The sequence below is a fragment of the Pseudoxanthomonas sp. JC1303 genome (assembly GCF_058448525.1).
Window position 1 is genome coordinate 3,897,418 of sequence record NZ_CP185958.1, and the last position, 17,597, is coordinate 3,915,014.

11 protein-coding genes are annotated in these 17,597 nt (G+C 64.5%); 10 read left to right on the forward strand and 1 reads right to left on the reverse strand.

What is annotated here, in order from left to right; genetic code table 11:
* Positions 1-17: 17 nt before the first annotated feature.
* The gene (locus tag ACORQU_RS17425; RefSeq protein ID WP_491642319.1) at positions 18-1,838 is read left to right on the forward strand and encodes a glycoside hydrolase family 43 protein; all 1,821 of its coding nucleotides are present in this window, start codon (positions 18-20) and stop codon (positions 1,836-1,838) included.
* A gap of 1 nt (position 1,839) precedes the next feature.
* The gene (locus tag ACORQU_RS17430; protein WP_491642321.1) at positions 1,840-4,575 is read left to right on the forward strand and encodes a glycoside hydrolase family 3 protein; all 2,736 of its coding nucleotides are present in this window, start codon (positions 1,840-1,842) and stop codon (positions 4,573-4,575) included.
* Between the two features lie 146 nt (positions 4,576-4,721).
* Here the strand turns inward: ACORQU_RS17430 and ACORQU_RS17435 are convergent, their stop codons facing one another.
* Positions 4,722-5,906 carry an endo-1,4-beta-xylanase gene (locus tag ACORQU_RS17435; RefSeq protein ID WP_491645162.1) on the reverse strand — a complete coding sequence of 395 codons (1,185 nt, stop codon included), beginning with the start codon at positions 5,904-5,906 and terminating at the stop codon, positions 4,722-4,724.
* Positions 5,907-6,325: 419 nt separating this feature from the next.
* Between ACORQU_RS17435 and ACORQU_RS17440 the strand changes: the two genes are divergently transcribed.
* From ACORQU_RS17440 to ACORQU_RS17475, 8 genes are all read left to right on the forward strand, one after another.
* Positions 6,326-7,810 (forward strand): MFS transporter, encoded by a 1,485-nt coding sequence (locus ACORQU_RS17440; protein ID WP_491642322.1) that lies wholly within the window; start codon positions 6,326-6,328, stop codon positions 7,808-7,810.
* A 33-nt stretch (positions 7,811-7,843) separates the two neighbouring features.
* Complete coding sequence (locus ACORQU_RS17445) at positions 7,844-8,863, forward strand: glycoside hydrolase family 43 protein (protein ID WP_271645933.1); 1,020 nt, start codon at positions 7,844-7,846, stop codon at positions 8,861-8,863.
* A complete protein-coding gene (locus ACORQU_RS17450) occupies positions 8,847-9,668 on the forward strand; it encodes an aldose 1-epimerase (protein ID WP_491642324.1) in 822 nt (273 codons plus the stop codon). The genes ACORQU_RS17445 and ACORQU_RS17450 overlap by 17 nt, the downstream gene beginning before the upstream one ends.
* 442 nt (positions 9,669-10,110) lie before the next feature.
* Positions 10,111-13,269: a TonB-dependent receptor gene (locus ACORQU_RS17455; protein WP_491642325.1), complete on the forward strand. Its 3,159-nt coding sequence runs from the start codon at positions 10,111-10,113 to the stop codon at positions 13,267-13,269.
* A 200-nt stretch (positions 13,270-13,469) separates the two neighbouring features.
* Positions 13,470-14,234, forward strand: a complete 765-nt coding sequence (locus ACORQU_RS17460) for a SapC family protein (protein ID WP_491642326.1) — start codon at positions 13,470-13,472, stop codon at positions 14,232-14,234.
* A complete protein-coding gene (locus ACORQU_RS17465; protein ID WP_491645163.1) occupies positions 14,204-15,256 on the forward strand; it encodes a cupin-like domain-containing protein in 1,053 nt (350 codons plus the stop codon). The genes ACORQU_RS17460 and ACORQU_RS17465 overlap by 31 nt, the downstream gene beginning before the upstream one ends.
* Before the next feature lie 35 nt (positions 15,257-15,291).
* Positions 15,292-16,794: a tryptophan halogenase family protein gene (locus ACORQU_RS17470; protein WP_491642327.1), complete on the forward strand. Its 1,503-nt coding sequence runs from the start codon at positions 15,292-15,294 to the stop codon at positions 16,792-16,794.
* A gap of 278 nt (positions 16,795-17,072) precedes the next feature.
* Positions 17,073-17,387: a hypothetical protein gene (locus ACORQU_RS17475; RefSeq protein WP_491642328.1), complete on the forward strand. Its 315-nt coding sequence runs from the start codon at positions 17,073-17,075 to the stop codon at positions 17,385-17,387.
* The last annotated feature ends 210 nt before the right edge of the window (positions 17,388-17,597 follow it).

A 17,597-nucleotide genomic window follows, 5' to 3' on the forward strand; every position in this document is an offset into this window, starting at 1 on the left:
GGGCCTGCCGCGCTGCCATGACCATCAACGCAATCCCGATCGCTCAATCGACTGGCTTCATTGCACCCGTCGCCCGGCGTGGCGCGGCAGGGCCACGTCCCACCAGACGATCATCGCGATCTCGCCGATGGGCCGCGCGCGTGCTGGGCGTCGTGCTTCTCGCGACGCTTGGCGCTGCCTGGGCCGGCGCGCCATCGTCCGATGCGCCAGCGCCGGATGCGGTGTTCGACTGGTTTGCATACACCGGTCATGACGTGGCCTTCGAATGTACGGTGCCGGCTGGCGGCTTCCGCAACCCGGTCCTGGCCGGGTTCCATGCCGATCCCAGCGTGGTGGCGGCCAGGGGCAAGTTCTACCTGGTCAATTCCAGCTTCACCTTTTTCCCAGGCATTCCGGTCTTCCAAAGCGATGACCTGGTGCACTGGACCCAGATCGGCAACGTGATCGAACGCCCCTCACAGCTGGACTTCGATGGGCTCAGCGTGTCGCGCGGCATCTTCGCGCCGGCCATCTCTTACCACGACGGCACGTTCTATGTGATCACCACCGCGGTGGACAGTGGGGGCAACTTCATCGCCACCGCGACCGATCCGGCAGGGCCATGGTCCGATCCGATCTGGCTCAAGTCAATCGAGGGGATCGATCCGTCGCTGTTCTTCGACGACGACGGCAAGGTCTATGTGATCAACAACGATGCGCCGGAGGGCACGCCGCGCTATGAGGGGCATCGCGCCATCTGGATGCAGCAGATCGACCTCGCCACACGGACCCCGTTTGGTCCACGCAAGGTACTGATCGATGGTGGCGTGGAGCCGGCCAAGCAGCCGATCTGGATCGAGGGTCCGCATCTGTACAAGCGCGATGGCTGGTATTACCTGTCCGCGGCCGAAGGCGGCACCGGCCCGCAGCACTCGCAGGTGGTGCTGCGCAGCCGCCAGGTATGGGGGCCGTATCAGCCCAATCCCGACAACCCGATCCTGACCCAGCGCGACCTGCCGCCCGGGCGCGCCCTGCCGATCACCAACGCCGGTCATGCCGATCTGGTGCAGGGGCCCGATGAAAGCTGGTGGGCGGTGTTCCTGGCCAGTCGCAACTATGCCGGCGTGCACTACAACACCGGTCGCGAGACCTATCTGCTGCCGGTGACCTGGACCGACGGCTGGCCGCGGATCCTGGCGCACGGCAAGGCCATTCCCTACGTAGTGCCTGGGCCTGCGTTCATGACCGGCGAACAGGATCAGGCGCCCAACACCGGCAACTTCAGCTGGCGCGACGACTTCGATGAGCCAACACTTGGGCGTGCCTGGCTGCAGGTGCGGATGCCCAAGGCGCCGTGGTTCGATCTGCGCAAGCAACCGGGATACCTGACCATCCATCCGCTCGCCGCAGGCCTGGACACGCTGGGCAATCCCTCATTCCTGGCCCGTCGCCAGCAGCACCTGGCGTTCGAATCCAGCACCGCGCTGGCGCTGCCGCCGCCCGGCACCGCTGCGGGAATCGCGGCGTTCCAGAACGAGCGCTTCTGGTATTTCCTGGGCGTGCGCCGCACGGGCGCACATGCTGAGGTGTTCCTGGAGAAGCGCGGAGGCGATGCGCCGGCCACGGTAGTGGCCAGCCACCGACTTCAGCCAGTCAACGAGCGCGTGCAATTGAAGATCCAGGCCGACGGCGGCGCCTATGGCTTTGGATACGACGACGGGCACGGCCTGCAGTGGCTGGTCCAAGACGCAGACGGAACCCTGCTCAGCACCGAGGTCGCCGGCGGTTTTGTCGGCGCCATGATCGGGCCTTACGCCCGCGACGAACGTCCGCGCCCATCCAGCGGAAAGGATCTCTGACATGCACAACCCATACTTCGTCCGCCTTGGCGCGCCCACGACATCGAGGCTTTCAGCGAAAGGGCGGGGCCATCCACGGCTGCGCGCGGGCGCGCTGGCCTTGACGTTGCTGGCATTGCCATCGCTCGTGTACGCACAGGCCAATGCCGAGCGGCCCTGGCTGGACACCAGCAAGGGCTTCGAGCAGCGCGCCGCGTTGCTGGTCAAGGCGATGACGCTGGAAGAAAAAGCCGCGCAGATGCAGAACGATGCGCCGGCCATCGAACGCCTGGGCGTGCCGGCTTACGACTGGTGGAACGAAGCGCTGCATGGCGTGGCGCGCGCCGGCAGCGCCACCGTGTTCCCACAGGCCATTGCCATGGCGGCGACGTTCGATATCCCGCTCATGGACCAGGTCTCCAGCGCAATCAGCGATGAGGCGCGCGCCAAGTACAGCCGCTTCAGCGCCCAGGGTGAGCGCGGCCGCTATCAGGGGCTGACCTTCTGGTCGCCCAACATCAACATCTTCCGCGATCCGCGCTGGGGCCGCGGCCAGGAAACCTATGGCGAAGACCCCTACCTGACCGCGCGCATGGGGGTGTCCTTCGTGCGCGGCCTGCAGGGCGATGACCCGGTGTACCGCAAGCTCGATGCCACCGCCAAGCACTTCGCAGTGCATAGCGGGCCCGAAGCCGACCGCCACCACTTCGATGTGCATCCGTCCAGGCGCGATCTTTACGAGACCTACCTGCCGGCGTTCGAAGCCCTGGTCAAGGAAGGCCAGGTCGATGCGGTGATGGGCGCCTACAACCGGGTCTATGGCGAGTCGGCCAGCGCCAGCCAGTTCCTGCTGCGCGACACCTTGCGCAAGGACTGGGGCTTTACCGGGTACGTGATGTCCGACTGCTGGGCCATTCGCGATATCTGGGAAAACCACAAGATCGTCGCCACACCCGAAGAGGCCGCCGCGCTGGCGGTCAAGAACGGCGATGAACTCAACTGCGGCAGCACCTATGCCAAGGCGCTGCCGGTGGCGGTGCGCAAGGGATTGATTCCAGAATCCGAGCTCGATGCCGCGGCCACCTTGCTGTTCACCGCACGGATGCGACTTGGCATGTTCGACCCGCCGCAGCAGGTGCGCTGGAACGCGATCCCCTACTCGGTGGTCCAGTCGCCGCAGCACGACGCGCTGGCGCGGAAGGCGGCGCAGGAATCCATCGTCCTGTTGAAGAACGAGGGCGTGTTGCCGCTGTCGCCGGCGACGCGCCGCATCGCGGTGATCGGCCCGACCGCCGACGACACCATGGCCTTGCTGGGCAACTACTACGGCACCCCGGCCAACCCGGTGACCATCCTGCAGGGCATCCGCGCGGCGGCGCCGCAGGCACAGGTGGTCTATGCACGCGGCGCCGATCTGGTGCCGGGCCGCGATGATCCTTCGGCCACGCCGCTGATTGAACCGCAGTACCTGCGACCGTCGAAGGATTCCAGCGAGCGCGGCTTGCGCGGTGAGTACTTCCGCAACCGGACGCTGTCCGGCACGCCGGCATTGGTGCGGACCGATACCCAGATCGGCTTCCGCTGGGACCGCGGCTCGCCGACGGACACCTTGATGGCACGTGGCGAGGCCAGCGGCGAACAGGCGCTGCCCAACGACGACTTCAGCATCCGCTGGACCGGACAGCTACTGCCCCCGGTGTCCGGCGACTACCGGATCGAGGCGGCCGCCGACGACGGCGTGCGGCTGTGGCTGGACGGCAAGCTGGTGCTGGACCACTGGCAGGACAGTGACCGGATGCAGGCGCAGAGCACCACGCTTGCCCTGGAAGCCGGTCGCGCCTACGCGATCAAGCTCGAGTACTACGACGGGCAACGCGATGCCGGCGTGCGCCTGGGCTGGGCGATGCCGGGCGCCAAGCCGGCCTTGCAGCAGGCCTTGGATGCGGCGCGCGACGCGGAGGTGGTGGTGTTCGTCGGCGGCCTGACCGGGGACGTGGAAGGTGAGGAGATGAAGGTCGATTACCCGGGCTTTGCCGGCGGCGACCGCACCGACATCCGCCTGCCAGCCACCCAGCAGGCGCTACTCGAGGCGCTGCAGGCCACCGGCAAGCCGGTGGTGATGGTCCTGACCACGGGGTCGGCGCTGGGCGTTGATTGGGCCAAGGCGCATCTCCCGGCGATCTTGGTGGCCTGGTATCCCGGCCAGGACGGCGGCAATGCGGTGGCCGACGTGCTGTTCGGCAAGATCAACCCGGCCGGTCGCCTGCCGGTGACCTTCTACAAGGCCGAGGAAACGCTGCCTGCGTTCGACGATTACGCCATGGCCGGGCGCACCTACAGGTACTTCGACGGCGAGCCGCTGTACCCATTCGGGTTCGGGCTCAGCTATACGCAGTTCGGGTATTCCGAGCTGTCGCTGGACCACGATCGCGTCGGCCAGAGCGAGACGTTCACTGCCACGGTCAAGGTCACCAACCAAGGCGAGCGTGCGGGCGACGAAGTGGTGCAGTTGTACCTGCGTCCACGCCAGGCAACGCCAGGACGGGCGCTGAAGGACCTGCGTGGCTTCCAGCGCGTCCACCTGCAGCCGGGCCAGACGCGCGAAGTCCGTTTTGCACTCACCCCGGCCAAGGACCTGCGCCATTACGACGAGTCCGCTGCGGGCTATGTGGTGACACCGGGTGCTTACGAGGTGCAGGTTGGCGCATCCAGTGCGGACATTCGCGCGAGCACCGAGTTGACCGTGGAAAGCGACTGAACCATCACGCCGTTCGGCCGGTCACCGCGCATGCACGATGACCGGCGCGGGTGCGGCGATGTCGGCGGGTTCCTCCCCGGGACGCCGGCATCGTCGCCTCCGCATTTTCTCTACGGCGCGGCAGCCTTCGCGCCCGCGCCAGGGATCTAGGGGGTGAGCTGTGTCGGCACGCGCAGGACCGCGTCGAGCGCGGGCTTGGGCTTGCACTGGCGGTCGAACAGCAAGGGATAGTTGCTGCGGCCCTGCACGGGGTAATCGTTCTTCCAGGAGCCACCGTCCTGCACGCCCCAGAAGGTCACCCGGGAGATGGCCGCGCGCTTGCGATGGAATAGCGCAAACAGGTCGGCGTAACGCTGCGCCAGGCGTCGTTGCATGTCCTCGGGCAGGCCATCCGGGTAAGGGTCCAGCTTGCGGCGCGCGACCGGGTCGGTGGGAAGCGCCAGTCGCTGGTCCGCGGGCATGCCTTCGGTCTGGGCAGGCTGCGGCAGGACGTCGATATCCAGCTCGGTGATCATGACCTTGACCCCAAGCGCGGAGAAGGTGTCGATGGTCTGTTCAATTTCCGCGATCGAGGGGCGATCCAGGCCCCAGTGGCCCTGCATCCCGACACCGTCGATGCGCAATCCCGCCGCTTGCAGCATCTTGACCAGGCGCACGATCCCGGCGCGCTTGTCCGGCTTGTAGGTATCGAAGTCGTTGTAGTACAGCTCGGTCTGCGGCGCATGGCGGGCAGCGGCCTGGAAGGCTTCGCGCAGGAGGCGATCACCGTCGCCGACATTCTTCAGCCACGGGCTCTCCCGGTAACCGCCATGCGCGTCGATGACTTCGTTGGCCACGTCCCAGCCTTGCACGCGGCCCGCGTAGTGGCCGGCAACCCGTTGGATGTAGTCGCGCAAGCGAGCGAGTTGGGCATCGGCATCGAGTGAGGTGCCTTGCGCATCGGTGAACATCCATGCCGGGGTCTGGATGTGCCACAGCAGCGTATGTCCGACCACGAACATGCCATGTGCGCGTCCAAAGTCCACATACGCGTCACCCTTGCTGAAGTCGTAGACGCCAGGCTTGGGGTGCAGCACTTCGGGCTTGAGCGTGTTTTCTGGGCTGATGCTGTCGAACTGCGAGAGCACCACCTGGCGGGCACAGGTGTCTGTCCCGCTGACTACGCCATCGCCGATGGCGACACCCACGTTGAAATCACCACGATAGGTGTCTTTCAAGGTCTGAGGACTCTGGGGCTGGGCGGCACAGGCTGTGATACTGGAGAGCGCGATCAAGGCGGCCGTCAGCGCGGCCAGGCGCGGCCGGGCCTGGCGTAACCGAGGCGCGGTCAGGGTCCTGGTAGGACTGGCGGCAGGTCGCACGACGCAGCGGGGCAGGGTGGTTTGGAATGGTTGCGGCATTCGGCGAGCTCCGTGGCTGGATGGATCATTCGATCAAGGGCACCGCATGCGCCCCGGCGTTTGCGCGACGATAGGGACTGAGCCTGAAAGCAAGGCGCAGGGCACCGTGCATGGGTACAACGTTTTGCGAGACAGGCGCTCGACGCTTTGCTGCTGCGCAGCGTGACCCACAAATGATAGCGCTATCATAATTTGCGCGCAGCGAGATGCGGGGATCGCCAAAGCGCGCAATCCTGCCGCGGATTCGCCAACACAGGAGCGGTGAGGTGGCGCAAACAATGGCGTTGAAAAGGGGACATGCGACACGATCCAGTCGATCGATCTACGCTGGCCTTGAGGGATAGATGCGCATGACCGACGCCACGGGCAAGCTCTCGGTCCGCGAGAAGATTGGCTACAGCCTGGGCGATCTGGCAGCCAACCTGATCTTCCAGACCCTGGTGACCTTCCTCGCGTTCTTCTACACCGATGTCTATCGCATTCCGGCGGCCAGTGCGGCCAAGGTGATCTTCGTCGTCGGCCTGCTGGGGGCGTTCGTTTTCACCCCCGTCATCGGCGTGTTGGCTGACCGCACTAGCACGCGCTGGGGCAAGTTCCGGCCCTGGATCCTGTGGACCGCGATCCCGTTCGGGGTGCTGTCGCTGTCGGCCTTTACCACGCCGGACCTGGGCCAGGCTGGCAAGACGGCCTACGCCCTGGCCACCTACACCTTGCTGATGCTGGTTTACGTGGCCAACAACCTGCCGTACTCGGCGCTCAGTGGCGTGCTGACCGGCAACATGGATCAACGCAACAGCTTGTCCTCGTATCGCTTCGTGGCGGTGATGATTGCCCAGTTCATCATCCAGGTCCTGCTGCTGCCATTGGTGCTGATCCTGGGTGATGGCGACAAGGCGCGCGGCTTCGAGTACACGATGGCCCTGTTTGCCGTGATCGGCACGGTGTTCTTCTTGATCACCTTTTTCACCACCCGCGAGCGGGTGGTGCCGGTGTCAGGGGAAGGGTCGAGCATTCGCCAGGACCTGACCGACCTGGTGCGTAACCGTCCATGGCGCGTCATGTTGCTGTTGACCATCCTGGTGTTTGTCACCCTGGCGTTGAAGGGGGGCATGTACGTCTACTACTTCAAGTACTACCTGGATGCCGGGGCGCTGGCCCATTTCGTCGATGCGGTCGGTGTCAATCGAGCCATCGCGGGCCTCAACCGTGGCTTGATTGGCATGGGATTGGCCGGCTTCCACTGGCCACAGGACGCGCCCACCTCGGCCTTCAGCGTGTTCAGTGCCGGCGGCGTGCTGTGCATGATCGGCGGCATCTGTTTCTCGCGTCGGTTGGCCGATCGCTACGGCAAGCGCGATGTCTTCGGTGGCTCGCTGTTCCTGTCCACGCTTTGTCTGCTGGCCTACGCGTTCTATCCGCCCGACGCGGTGGGCCTGGTGATGCTGTCCTACATGCTCCATGGCTTCTTCTACGGGATCAGCACGCCGTTGCTGTGGGCCATGATCGCCGATGTCGCCGATTACTCGGAATGGCGCAACCACCGTCGCGCCACGGCGATCATCTTTTCGGCCATGTTGTGTGGCCTGAAGACGGGCCTGAGCATCGGCGGCGCACTGGTGGCGGCGATCCTGGCCGCCTATGGCTACGACGGAGACGCGGCCGTGCAGTCGCCTTCGGTGGTGCAGGGCATCCGCCTGACCGTCAGTGTCTATTGCGCCATCCCCTTCCTGCTCGGGATCGCCTTGTTGTTCCGCTACGAAATCAACAAATCCACTGAGAAGCGGATCGAACACGACTTGGAACTGCGCCGGGCCAGTGCGGCATCGAGCGCCTGACCTGGCCTTCCTCCCCCTTGCCCTGGCAATGCAATGACCGAATTGACTGATCCGACCGAACTCGAAGCGCTGGCCGACAGGGCCGTCTCGGCGCCGCTTGTCACCCACCTGTATACCGCCGACCCGTCAGCCCACGTCTTCGAGGGGCGCCTCTATATCTATCCTTCGCACGACATCGAGGGCGGCGCGGCGTTCAACGACAACGGCGACCACTTCGCGATGGAGGACTACCACGTCTTTCGCATGGACGGTCCTGACGCAGAGGCGGTGGATTGCGGCATGGCGCTGCACGTCAAGGACGTGCCGTGGGCTTCAAGGCAGATGTGGGCGCCGGATGCGGCATGCCGCGACGGTCGGTATTACCTGTACTTCCCGGCCAAGCGTGCCGATGGCAGATTCCAACTGGGCGTGGCGGTGGGCGAGCGTCCGGAGGGCCCCTTCGTGGCCGAGCCGGAGCCCATGGTCGGCAGTTATTCCATCGATCCGGCGGTGCTGGAAGACGGCGACGCACATTACATTTACTTCGGCGGTATTTGGGGAGGGCAACTCCAGCACTATCGCGATGATCAGTACCACGTCGACTACGACGAACCGGCCGAGGATCAGCCGGCGCTGGGGCCGCGCATCGCGCGACTGTCGGCAGACATGAAACAGTTCGCCGAGCCGACCCGGGAGGTCCAGATCCTGGACCAGGATGGCCAGCCTCTGCTCGCCGGCGACCACGCGCGTCGGTTTTTCGAAGCGCCCTGGGTGCATCGCCACGGAGGCCGTTACTACCTGTCCTATTCCACCGGGAATACGCATTACGTTTGCTATGCCACCGGTGACAGTCCGTATGGTCCATTCACCTATCAGGGCAGGGTGCTCGCGCCGGTGGTGGGATGGACGACACATCATTCGATCGTCGCCTTCGGCGGGCGCTGGTGGCTGTATTACCACGACGCCCTGTACTCTGGCGGGATTACGCACTTGCGGTCGATCAAGGTGGTCGAACTGCAGCATGCGCCCGATGGCAGCATCGTCACGGTGTATCCCTATGGAAAAGACGACTGATCCAGCGCTGGATCCCTTGCCGCCAGGCCCTTGCATCGGCCTGGAGGACGCCGGTCTGGCAGTGGAGGTGGCCTTACACGCCGGTGGACGTTTGTCGGCGATCCGGTACGAAGGGGTGGACTGGCTGGTGGGTCCGGATCAGGGCTTCCCCGGTGCGATCTCTTGGGGCTGCTATCCCATGCTGCCGTGGGCGGGGCGGATACGCAGCGGACGTTTCCAATTCGAGGCGCGGGACCATGCGCTGCCGGTCAACCTGGGTCCGCATGCGATCCACGGGGTCGCCTTCGACCGGCCATGGCGTGTGCTGGAGCAGCAACGCACTGAACTGACCTTGGCCCTGTCGCTGGAAGACGATCCGCGCTGGCCGTTTGGCGGCGATGCCACCCATCGAATCGCGCTGTCGGCCAACCGGTTGCGGATGGAGTTGAGTTTCAGCGCGGGGCAGCGGGCGATGCCATGTCCGGTGCTGGGTTGGCATCCATGGTTCCACAAGGCCGAGCGCATCGCCTTCAACCCGCGCGCGTTCTATCCGCGCGACGAGCAAGGGATCGCCACGCTGCCATTGGCCCGGCCGCCGGGTCCGCTGGACGACTGTTACATCAGCGGCGAAGCGGCGGCCCTGGAGCGCGCGGGGCAGCGACTGCTGCTCACCGCCAGCTGCGACCACTGGGTGTTGTACGACGAAACACCCCACGCGACATGCCTGGAGCCGCAAACCGGGCCGCCCGACGCCTTCAATCTGCGCAGTGATGTGCTGCTGCCTGGCGAGCGTGTGCAAGCCTGGTTTGAGCTGGTCTTTTCATAAAGTCCAAGCAGTGATCGGTTGATAACGGTTACAGCCGATGTCAGTGGCTACACATGCTGCAACGCACGGTGACAAGCAGCGACATTGATGATTATGTGGCGCCACTTTGTGATAGCGCTAACACGTAAATACGGTCGCGAACACGAAGGAGGGGGCGGAGGCGCAGTGGCACCAGCGGGTGCCCGAGCGGTTCGGCCACCGGCGCGCTCGGTGCATACGTTTCCATCTTCGGAAACGGTTGCTCCATAGCGCGACGCGGGATTGCGGCCGAGGGCCGCCGGTGGCTGCCGTCCGGGGGGGGTGGTCCATCGATCCACGAGGGGAGGGGACCAATGCGACGTCACAAGTTATTGGCTCACGTACCAGTTACGAGAACAGCGCGGCACGTGCCGCTTGCCGCTGGCGCCACCGGCCGTTCGGCCACAGACCACAGGACACACGGATGAATCACACGCTGAAGAAATTCAAGTCGCGGGCCATGTTCACCTTCGTTGGTGGCGTGCTCGTCATCAACCCGGCCTTTGCACAGGACGCGACCTCCGCTACGCCCGATCCGCAGGAGGCAGCCCAGACCGATGCCACCACGCTGGATCGCGTGCAGGTGACCGGCATCCGCAACAGCCTCAACCAGTCGATGGGGATCAAGCGCGATGCCGCCGGCGTGGTCGATGCGATCAGCGCCGAGGACATCGGCAAGTTCCCCGATACCAATCTGGCCGAGTCCCTGCAGCGCATCACCGGCATCTCGATCGAGCGCCGCGATGGTGAAGGCGCGCAGGTCACCGCACGTGGCTTTGGTCCGCAGTTCAACACCGTCACCCTCAACGGGCGTCTGATCCCGGGCGCCGACGCATTCGGCGCACCCGGCCAGACGCCGATCGGTGGCGTGGATGGCGGCACGCGCGCGTTCAATTTCGCCCAGCTGGCATCCGAGGCCATCACCGGCATCGAGGTCTACAAGACCAGTCGGGCCACCGCACCCAGCGGCGGCATCGGCGCCACGATCAATATCCAGACCGACCGTCCGTTCAACCACCAGGGCGTGGTGGCCAGTGCCGGCGTGAAAGGCGCTTACGATGAGTCGCAACCGTTCGGCAACGACATAACGCCAGAAGTCTCGGGCATCTTCAGCTACACCAGCCCCGACAAGGTCTGGGGTATCGGCTTGAGCGGTAGCTACCAGAAGCGCCACGGCGGCTCGGTCCAGGCCACCGAGAACACCTGGAACATCCAACAATGGACCGGCAGCGACCCAGCGCTGCGGCCCGATGCGGTGGTGGTCAACGCGCCACAGATCGGACAGCTCTATGGCATGCCTAACGATCTGCGCTATGCCTTTGCCGACTTCGAGCGCGAACGCATCAATGGCCAGGCGGTGCTGCAGTTCGCGCCGACCGACAGCCTGACCCTGACCCTGGACTACACGTACTCGACCAACGAGATCCGCGAGGAGCGCGGTGAGCAAGCGATCTGGCTGCAGCGGGCCAACAGCTTCACCAATCTGGAGTTCGACACCGGCCAGACCGTGGCCACGCCGGTTTACCTGCGCGACGTCCCGACCGGAGCCAAGGACTTCGGCCTGGAGCAGCAGCGCAACATGCAGAAATACAAGCTGGGCTCCCTGGGCTTCAACGCCAACTGGCAGGCCACCGATCGCCTGAATCTGTCTTTCGACGCCCACAATTCCAAGACCCAGGCATTGCCCAACGATCCGGTCACCGGCGGCAGTGCCACCTACTTCAGCCTGGCCGGCACCAACAACTGCACGAATGGTCCCAACTGCGGTGGGCAATGGGCACAGGAGTTGAGCTTCAACAACGGTCTGCCCACTGGCGTGCGCACCTGGTATCCCACCGCGGCCGATTCCATCGCCGGCACCAACGGCGACCCCAGCCGGCCCTTCACCGAGGGTGAGTTGGGCTCGCAGGTATTGCGCATCTACTATCAACGCCAGGTGACCGAGGTCAAGGAAGGGCGCTTCGACGGCACCTGGGACCTGGACAACGGACGCTTCCAGTTCGGCATCGGGTCGACTGAGACCACGATGGATCGACAGATCAGCGACACCTATTCGACCCTGGGCGACTGGAGCGTGGCCAATGCAGGCAACGAGCCGGGGCTGACCGACTTGCTTCAGCCCGTCGACATCACCGGCATGTTCGACGATTACAGCGTTAACGGCACGCCGTCGACTGCGTGGCGGGGCAATGCTGACCAACTTGCCCTCTGGGCGGGCAACCAGTACGGCGCCACGACGCGCTATAACCCGCAGTACAGCGACAACAACCACGTTGAGGAAAAGACGCGCTCGGCCTACGTGCAGCTCGAGCTGCCCGGCGAGCTCGGCGGCATGACCACCAACACCCGGCTCGGACTGCGCTACGAGAAAACTGAGGTGGTTTCCACCTCGCAGGTGGCCACGCCGAATGCGATCCTCTGGCAAGCCAATAACGACTTCCAGATCGTGCGTTCCAGTGATTTGCAGCCCTTCAGCGAGAAGACGTCCTACAACTACGTGCTGCCGAACCTGGACTTCAGCATCGACATCACCAGCGACCTGAAAGGACGCGTCTCGTTCGGCCAGACCATCGCACGCGCGCCGTATTCCAATCTCTTTGCGGGCCCCAGCCCCGGCGCACCCACTGGCTCGATCCTGATCAATCCCTCCACGCGCGGCGCGGGAAGTTCTCAGAACCCAAAGCTTGACCCCCTCGAATCGGACAACCTGGACCTGGGGCTGGAGTGGTACTTCGCCGACGCCAGCTACGTGTCGGCCACGTTCTGGAACAAGCGGGTCAACAACTTCATCGGTAACACGGTCAGCCGCGAATCGCTCTATGGCCTGACCGATCCGACCTCCGGACCGGACGCGCAGGCGGCGTTGGCCTTCCTGCAGAGTGGTGCGTGCGCGGCGCAGGTGGGCGCGGCAGGCAACGACGTGGCCTCCGCCTGCTCGGCCAACGACACCGCGTTGTTCGCGGCGACCGCGCTGTTGCGTAATACTGCGGAGACCGGTGGTCTGGCGGCTTACAACGGCAGCTCCGCGCAGACCCTGGCACTGGAAAACGCCTATGACCTGACCGGCGAGGCGGACGATCCGCTGTATCTGTTCGACGTTTCGCGCCCGGTCAACCAGAACAAGGCCAACATCCATGGCTGGGAACTGGGTGGCCAGTACTTCTTCGCCGACACCGGCTTTGGCATCTACGCCAACTACACCATCGTGGAGGGCGACGTCGGTTTCGACAACAACGTGCTGGACCGCGACCAGTTCGCGCTGCTGGGGCTGAGCGACACGGCCAACGTGATGTTCATGTACGAGAAGTACGGCTGGTCTGCCCGTCTGGCCTACAACTGGCGCGACGAGTACCTCATCGCGGCTAACCAGAATGGCGCCAATCGCAATCCGTACTACGTCGAGCCGTACGAGCAGTGGGACCTGAGCGTCAACTACGCGTTCAATGATCACTTCTCGATCGGCTTCGAGGCGATCAACCTCACCGGGGAAGACGTGCGGTGGCATGGCCGCTCGGAGAAGCAGGTGATCAAGCTGATCGATCAGGATCCGCGCTATACCCTCGGGGTGCGCTACAACTTCTGAGCGATCGCGTGTCGACAAGCCGCTGTCCATGGCATCGCCCAGGGCAGCGGCTTTCTCTTTTCCGCGCGGCTGGCAGCCTTTAGGCCGCGGACAGGCGACACGTTAGTCGCATGGAGACACTGCGGTCGATCAGGCATGCTCCCGCAGGGCCCGTCAGGCGGTGATGTGCCCGACCATGTTGCAATTGGCTGGAGGGGCCGGTGGCAAGATACGAACTACTGAACAATCTGGCGCATCAGGACCTGAGGGTGGACCTGCGCTTTGGCACCGCCTTCGGCGACCAGGTCGGCCTGGTGCAGGCGTTTCCAACCGAATTCGCCGAGCTTCAACGCGAGTACCCCATCTTCCTGCGCAAGGAGCCGGACGGCGGTGGCTACCAGGCCGTGGCGGTGTTGGGATTCGAGGCGGGCGAGAACCTGTTCCTGCAGGGGCAGCGCTGGAATGCGTCCTACGTCCCCGGGATTGTGGCCAAAGGGCCGTTCCTGATCGGATTCCAGGAGCAGCGCATCGACGGGGTGCTGGTCAATGAGCCGGTCATCCACGTCGATCTGGATCACCCACGCTTGCAGACAGGGCAGGGCGAAGCGGTGTTTCTGCCACAGGGGGGGCAGAGCCCTTACCTGGAGCACATCATCACCATCCTGCGTGGCATCCGGGATGGCGACGCCGCCGGCCGCGACATGTTCGCCGCGCTCGGTGCGGCCGGGCTGATCCAGCCCACCCAATTGGCGCTGCGGCTGGACGGCGAACATGGCGTGAGTCTGTCCGGCCTGTACGGCATCGATCGCGAACGCCTGGCGGCACTGGATGCGACCACGCTGCACGGACTTCATCGCGCTGGCTATCTGGAGGGCGCCTTCCTGATGTTGTCCTCGCTTCATAACGTGCGGCGCCTGATGGCGGAGAAGCAGCGCCGCCTGCGTGCAGCCGAGACATCGCCGGCCGCCGCGCCGCTGCCGGGGTGATCATGTCGTCGCTGCCAGCCATCGAGGAACTGACGGGCCACGCCCCCGATGCGCTTCCGGCCCAGTCGCTCGTGGACGCAGGCACGCCCGTCGTGCTGCGCGGCATCGCGCGGGACTGGAGTCTGGTCAGGCAGGGCATGGCCGGGCCGGCGCCTGCCATGTCGGCGTTGCTGCAGTACGACGTCGGGCGGCCCGTGCAGTATTCCTATGGGGGGCCGGAGATCCAAGGCCGCCCTTTCTACGATGACAGTGCAACGTGCCTCAACACGCAGGTGCGTCGCGGCACGCTGGAGGAACTGCTGGGACAGATCGCGGCGCATCTGGACGATCCCAGTCCGCCCACCTTCTATCTGGCCTCATTGCTGCTGGACCAGCATATGCCCGGATTCTTGGCGGACAACGCGCTGGATCTGGAGGCTTGCGGAGTGGTGTCGCGTCCGAGCATCTGGATCGGCAACCGCACGATTGCGTCCTGCCACTACGATGCGCCCAACAACATTGCGTGCTGCGCGGTGGGTCGCCGCCGGATCACGGTGCTGCCGCCGGAGCAGATCCACAACCTCTATCCCGGGCCGCTGGAGCCGACGCCAGGCGGGCAGGTCGTCAGCATGGTTGATTTCACCCGCCCGGACTTCACGCGCCACCCGCGTTTCCGCGAAGCACTGGCGCACGCGCGTAGCGCGATCCTGGAGCCGGGTGACGCGGTCTTCATCCCCAGCATGTGGTGGCACCACGTCCAGGCGCTCGCGCCGTTCAACGTACTGGTGAATTACTGGTGGAGCGGCGCGCCAGCCTATCTGCCCGCACCGACGCTTGCGATGTATCACGCGCTCTGGGCCATCCGCGATCGACCGGAGCGAGAAAAACAGGCCTGGCGTGAAGTGTTCGAATACTACGTGTTCGGCCCGGCCGAGCGCGCCGGGGAACACCTGCCAGAATCCGCGCGCAACGTCTTGGGGCCGTTGGACGAAGCAAGTTCGCGCCAGCTGCGCGCCCTGCTGATCAATCGACTGAACCGTTGAAGGACCCGGGGGAATGCCTGCATGAGTCAACGGCCATGAGCGAGACGGATCGGATTCGCAGGGTGGTCATCGCCGGCGGTGGCACGGCTGGGTGGATTGCCGCATGCGCCCTGTCGCACCAGTTCCGCACGGAGCTGGAGATCACCCTGGTCGAGTCCGAGCAGATCGGAACGGTGGGCGTTGGGGAATCCACCATTCCCCCCATCCGCAGCTTTCATCAGTTCCTTCAGATCGACGAGCGCGAGTTTCTGCGCGCGGTCGCCGGGACGTTCAAGCTGTCCATCTCCTTCGAAAACTGGAGGCGCGATGGAGAGCACTACATTCATCCATTCGGCATCGTCGGCCAGGGCACGCAGGTCTGCGCCTTTCACCACTTCTGGCTTGAGTCCCTGCGGCGCGGAATGCATTCGGATTTTGATGAGTTCTGCCTTGAAACTCAGGCGTCGCGTCAGGGGCGGTTCGCGTTGCAGCAGCGTCCGCCGCTCAACTATGCCTACCACCTGGACGCAGGCCTCTATGCGCGCTTCCTGCGCGGCATCTCGGAGCGTCATGGGGTCAGGCGCATCGAAGGGCGGATTGCGCATGTCAGCCAACACCAGCGCGACGGTGCCATCCAGGCACTGATCCTCGAGGATGGCCAGCGCATCGAAGGGGATCTGTTCATCGACTGCACGGGATTCCGCGGCCTGCTGATCGAGCAAACCCTGCAGACCGGATACGAAGACTGGAGTCATTGGCTCCCCTGCGACCGGGCCGTCGCCGTCCAGACCGAATCGACACAGGCGCCGCTGCCCTACACACGCGCCATCGCCCATCAGGCGGGCTGGCGCTGGCAGATCCCATTGCAGCATCGGGTGGGCAATGGACTGGTGTATGCCAGTCGCTTTATGTCCGACGACCAGGCGCAGGCCCGCCTATTGCAGGCGGTCGGCGGTAGGCCGATCAACGACCCGCGTCTGGTGCCGTTCTGCACGGGGCGGCGGCGCAAGGTCTGGAACAAGAACGTGGTGGCCCTGGGGCTGGCCAGTGGCTTCATCGAGCCCCTGGAGTCCACGAGCATTCAGCTGACCATCGCCGCGGTCATGCGCTTGCTCATGCTTTTTCCTTTGGAAGGGATCGTCTCGTCGCAGGTCGAGATCTACAACGAAATCAGTCGTGCCGAGATGGAGCACGTACGCGATTTCATCATCCTGCACTATCACGCCAACCAGCGCTCCGAAGCCATGTGGCAGCACTGCCGGGAAATGGCGCTGCCTTCCTCGTTGGAGCTTCGGCTGCGCGCTTGGAAGGAATGTGCGCACGTCTGGCAGAGTTCCAATGAGCTGTTCCGCGCCGATTCCTGGGTGCACGTCCTGCTGGGGCAGGGGCACATGCCTCAGCAGCACCATCCCTTGCCTCGTGCATTGTCGGATGCCAACCTGCGCGGACTCATCGATTCGATCCGGGCGCCGATCCAGCAAGCGGTCGCGGGGTTGCCCATGCAACAGGCGTTTATCGATCGCTATTGCAAGAGCACGCCCCAGATCTGGGGCGGGTGAGGGAAGGCCTGTCATCGTGCCGAGGTCTGCCATCTGGGATGGCGAAAAACACCTGCGTTCTTTGAAGCTGGCGGTCGCTCTTCGAGAGTCTTCATGCTCGGCACACGCCACTCCTGGGCGCTTATCTGCTCAATCACCCAGAGCAGCCGGAGTCTTCCCGACCGCATCAAGCGATGCTTGAGGTACCCCGTCGGCCATGACTGCCCGGGGCATCTTCAGGGAAAGCTTGGCATCACTGGCGCATAGTCGTTTGACTGAATGAATCGATCGGAGCGCACATGAACGAGCACCTGCAGATCCTTGGACCCGAGCATGGCCACTGGCAGGGATGGCCCTCGGGCGCACTGACGCTTTACACGGCGATCATGGAGGCGCAGTGGCAGATATGGACCGACGCGGGCAGCCCCCGTCCGGCGCCCAATGCGCTTCTTGCACAGATGAACGGCGTGATGCATCAAGCGCTTGAGACGGAGCTGGGGAGGCTGCTGAGTGAGAACGTTCCGGATTTCGCAAGCGGTCTCCAGGACAAGCTGCGCACGCGCCAGCATTCAGAGGGGATGCTCTCTACCGACGACATCATTCCGGCGCTCTGAACGCAGCGAGCGAACAGGATTTCGCGGCGTCCTGTATTCTAGGCCAAGTTTAAAAGACGCCTGGAACGCCGCTTCTTCGCGCATCGTTCCATGTTCATCGCAGGCGGCATGCCCGCGTGCATGGTGTAAGCGCAACGGGAAAGGCCCATGTCGATCACAGCCACTTTATCAACCAGGGTTACGTGCCCTATTGATGATCGAGCGGTGCTA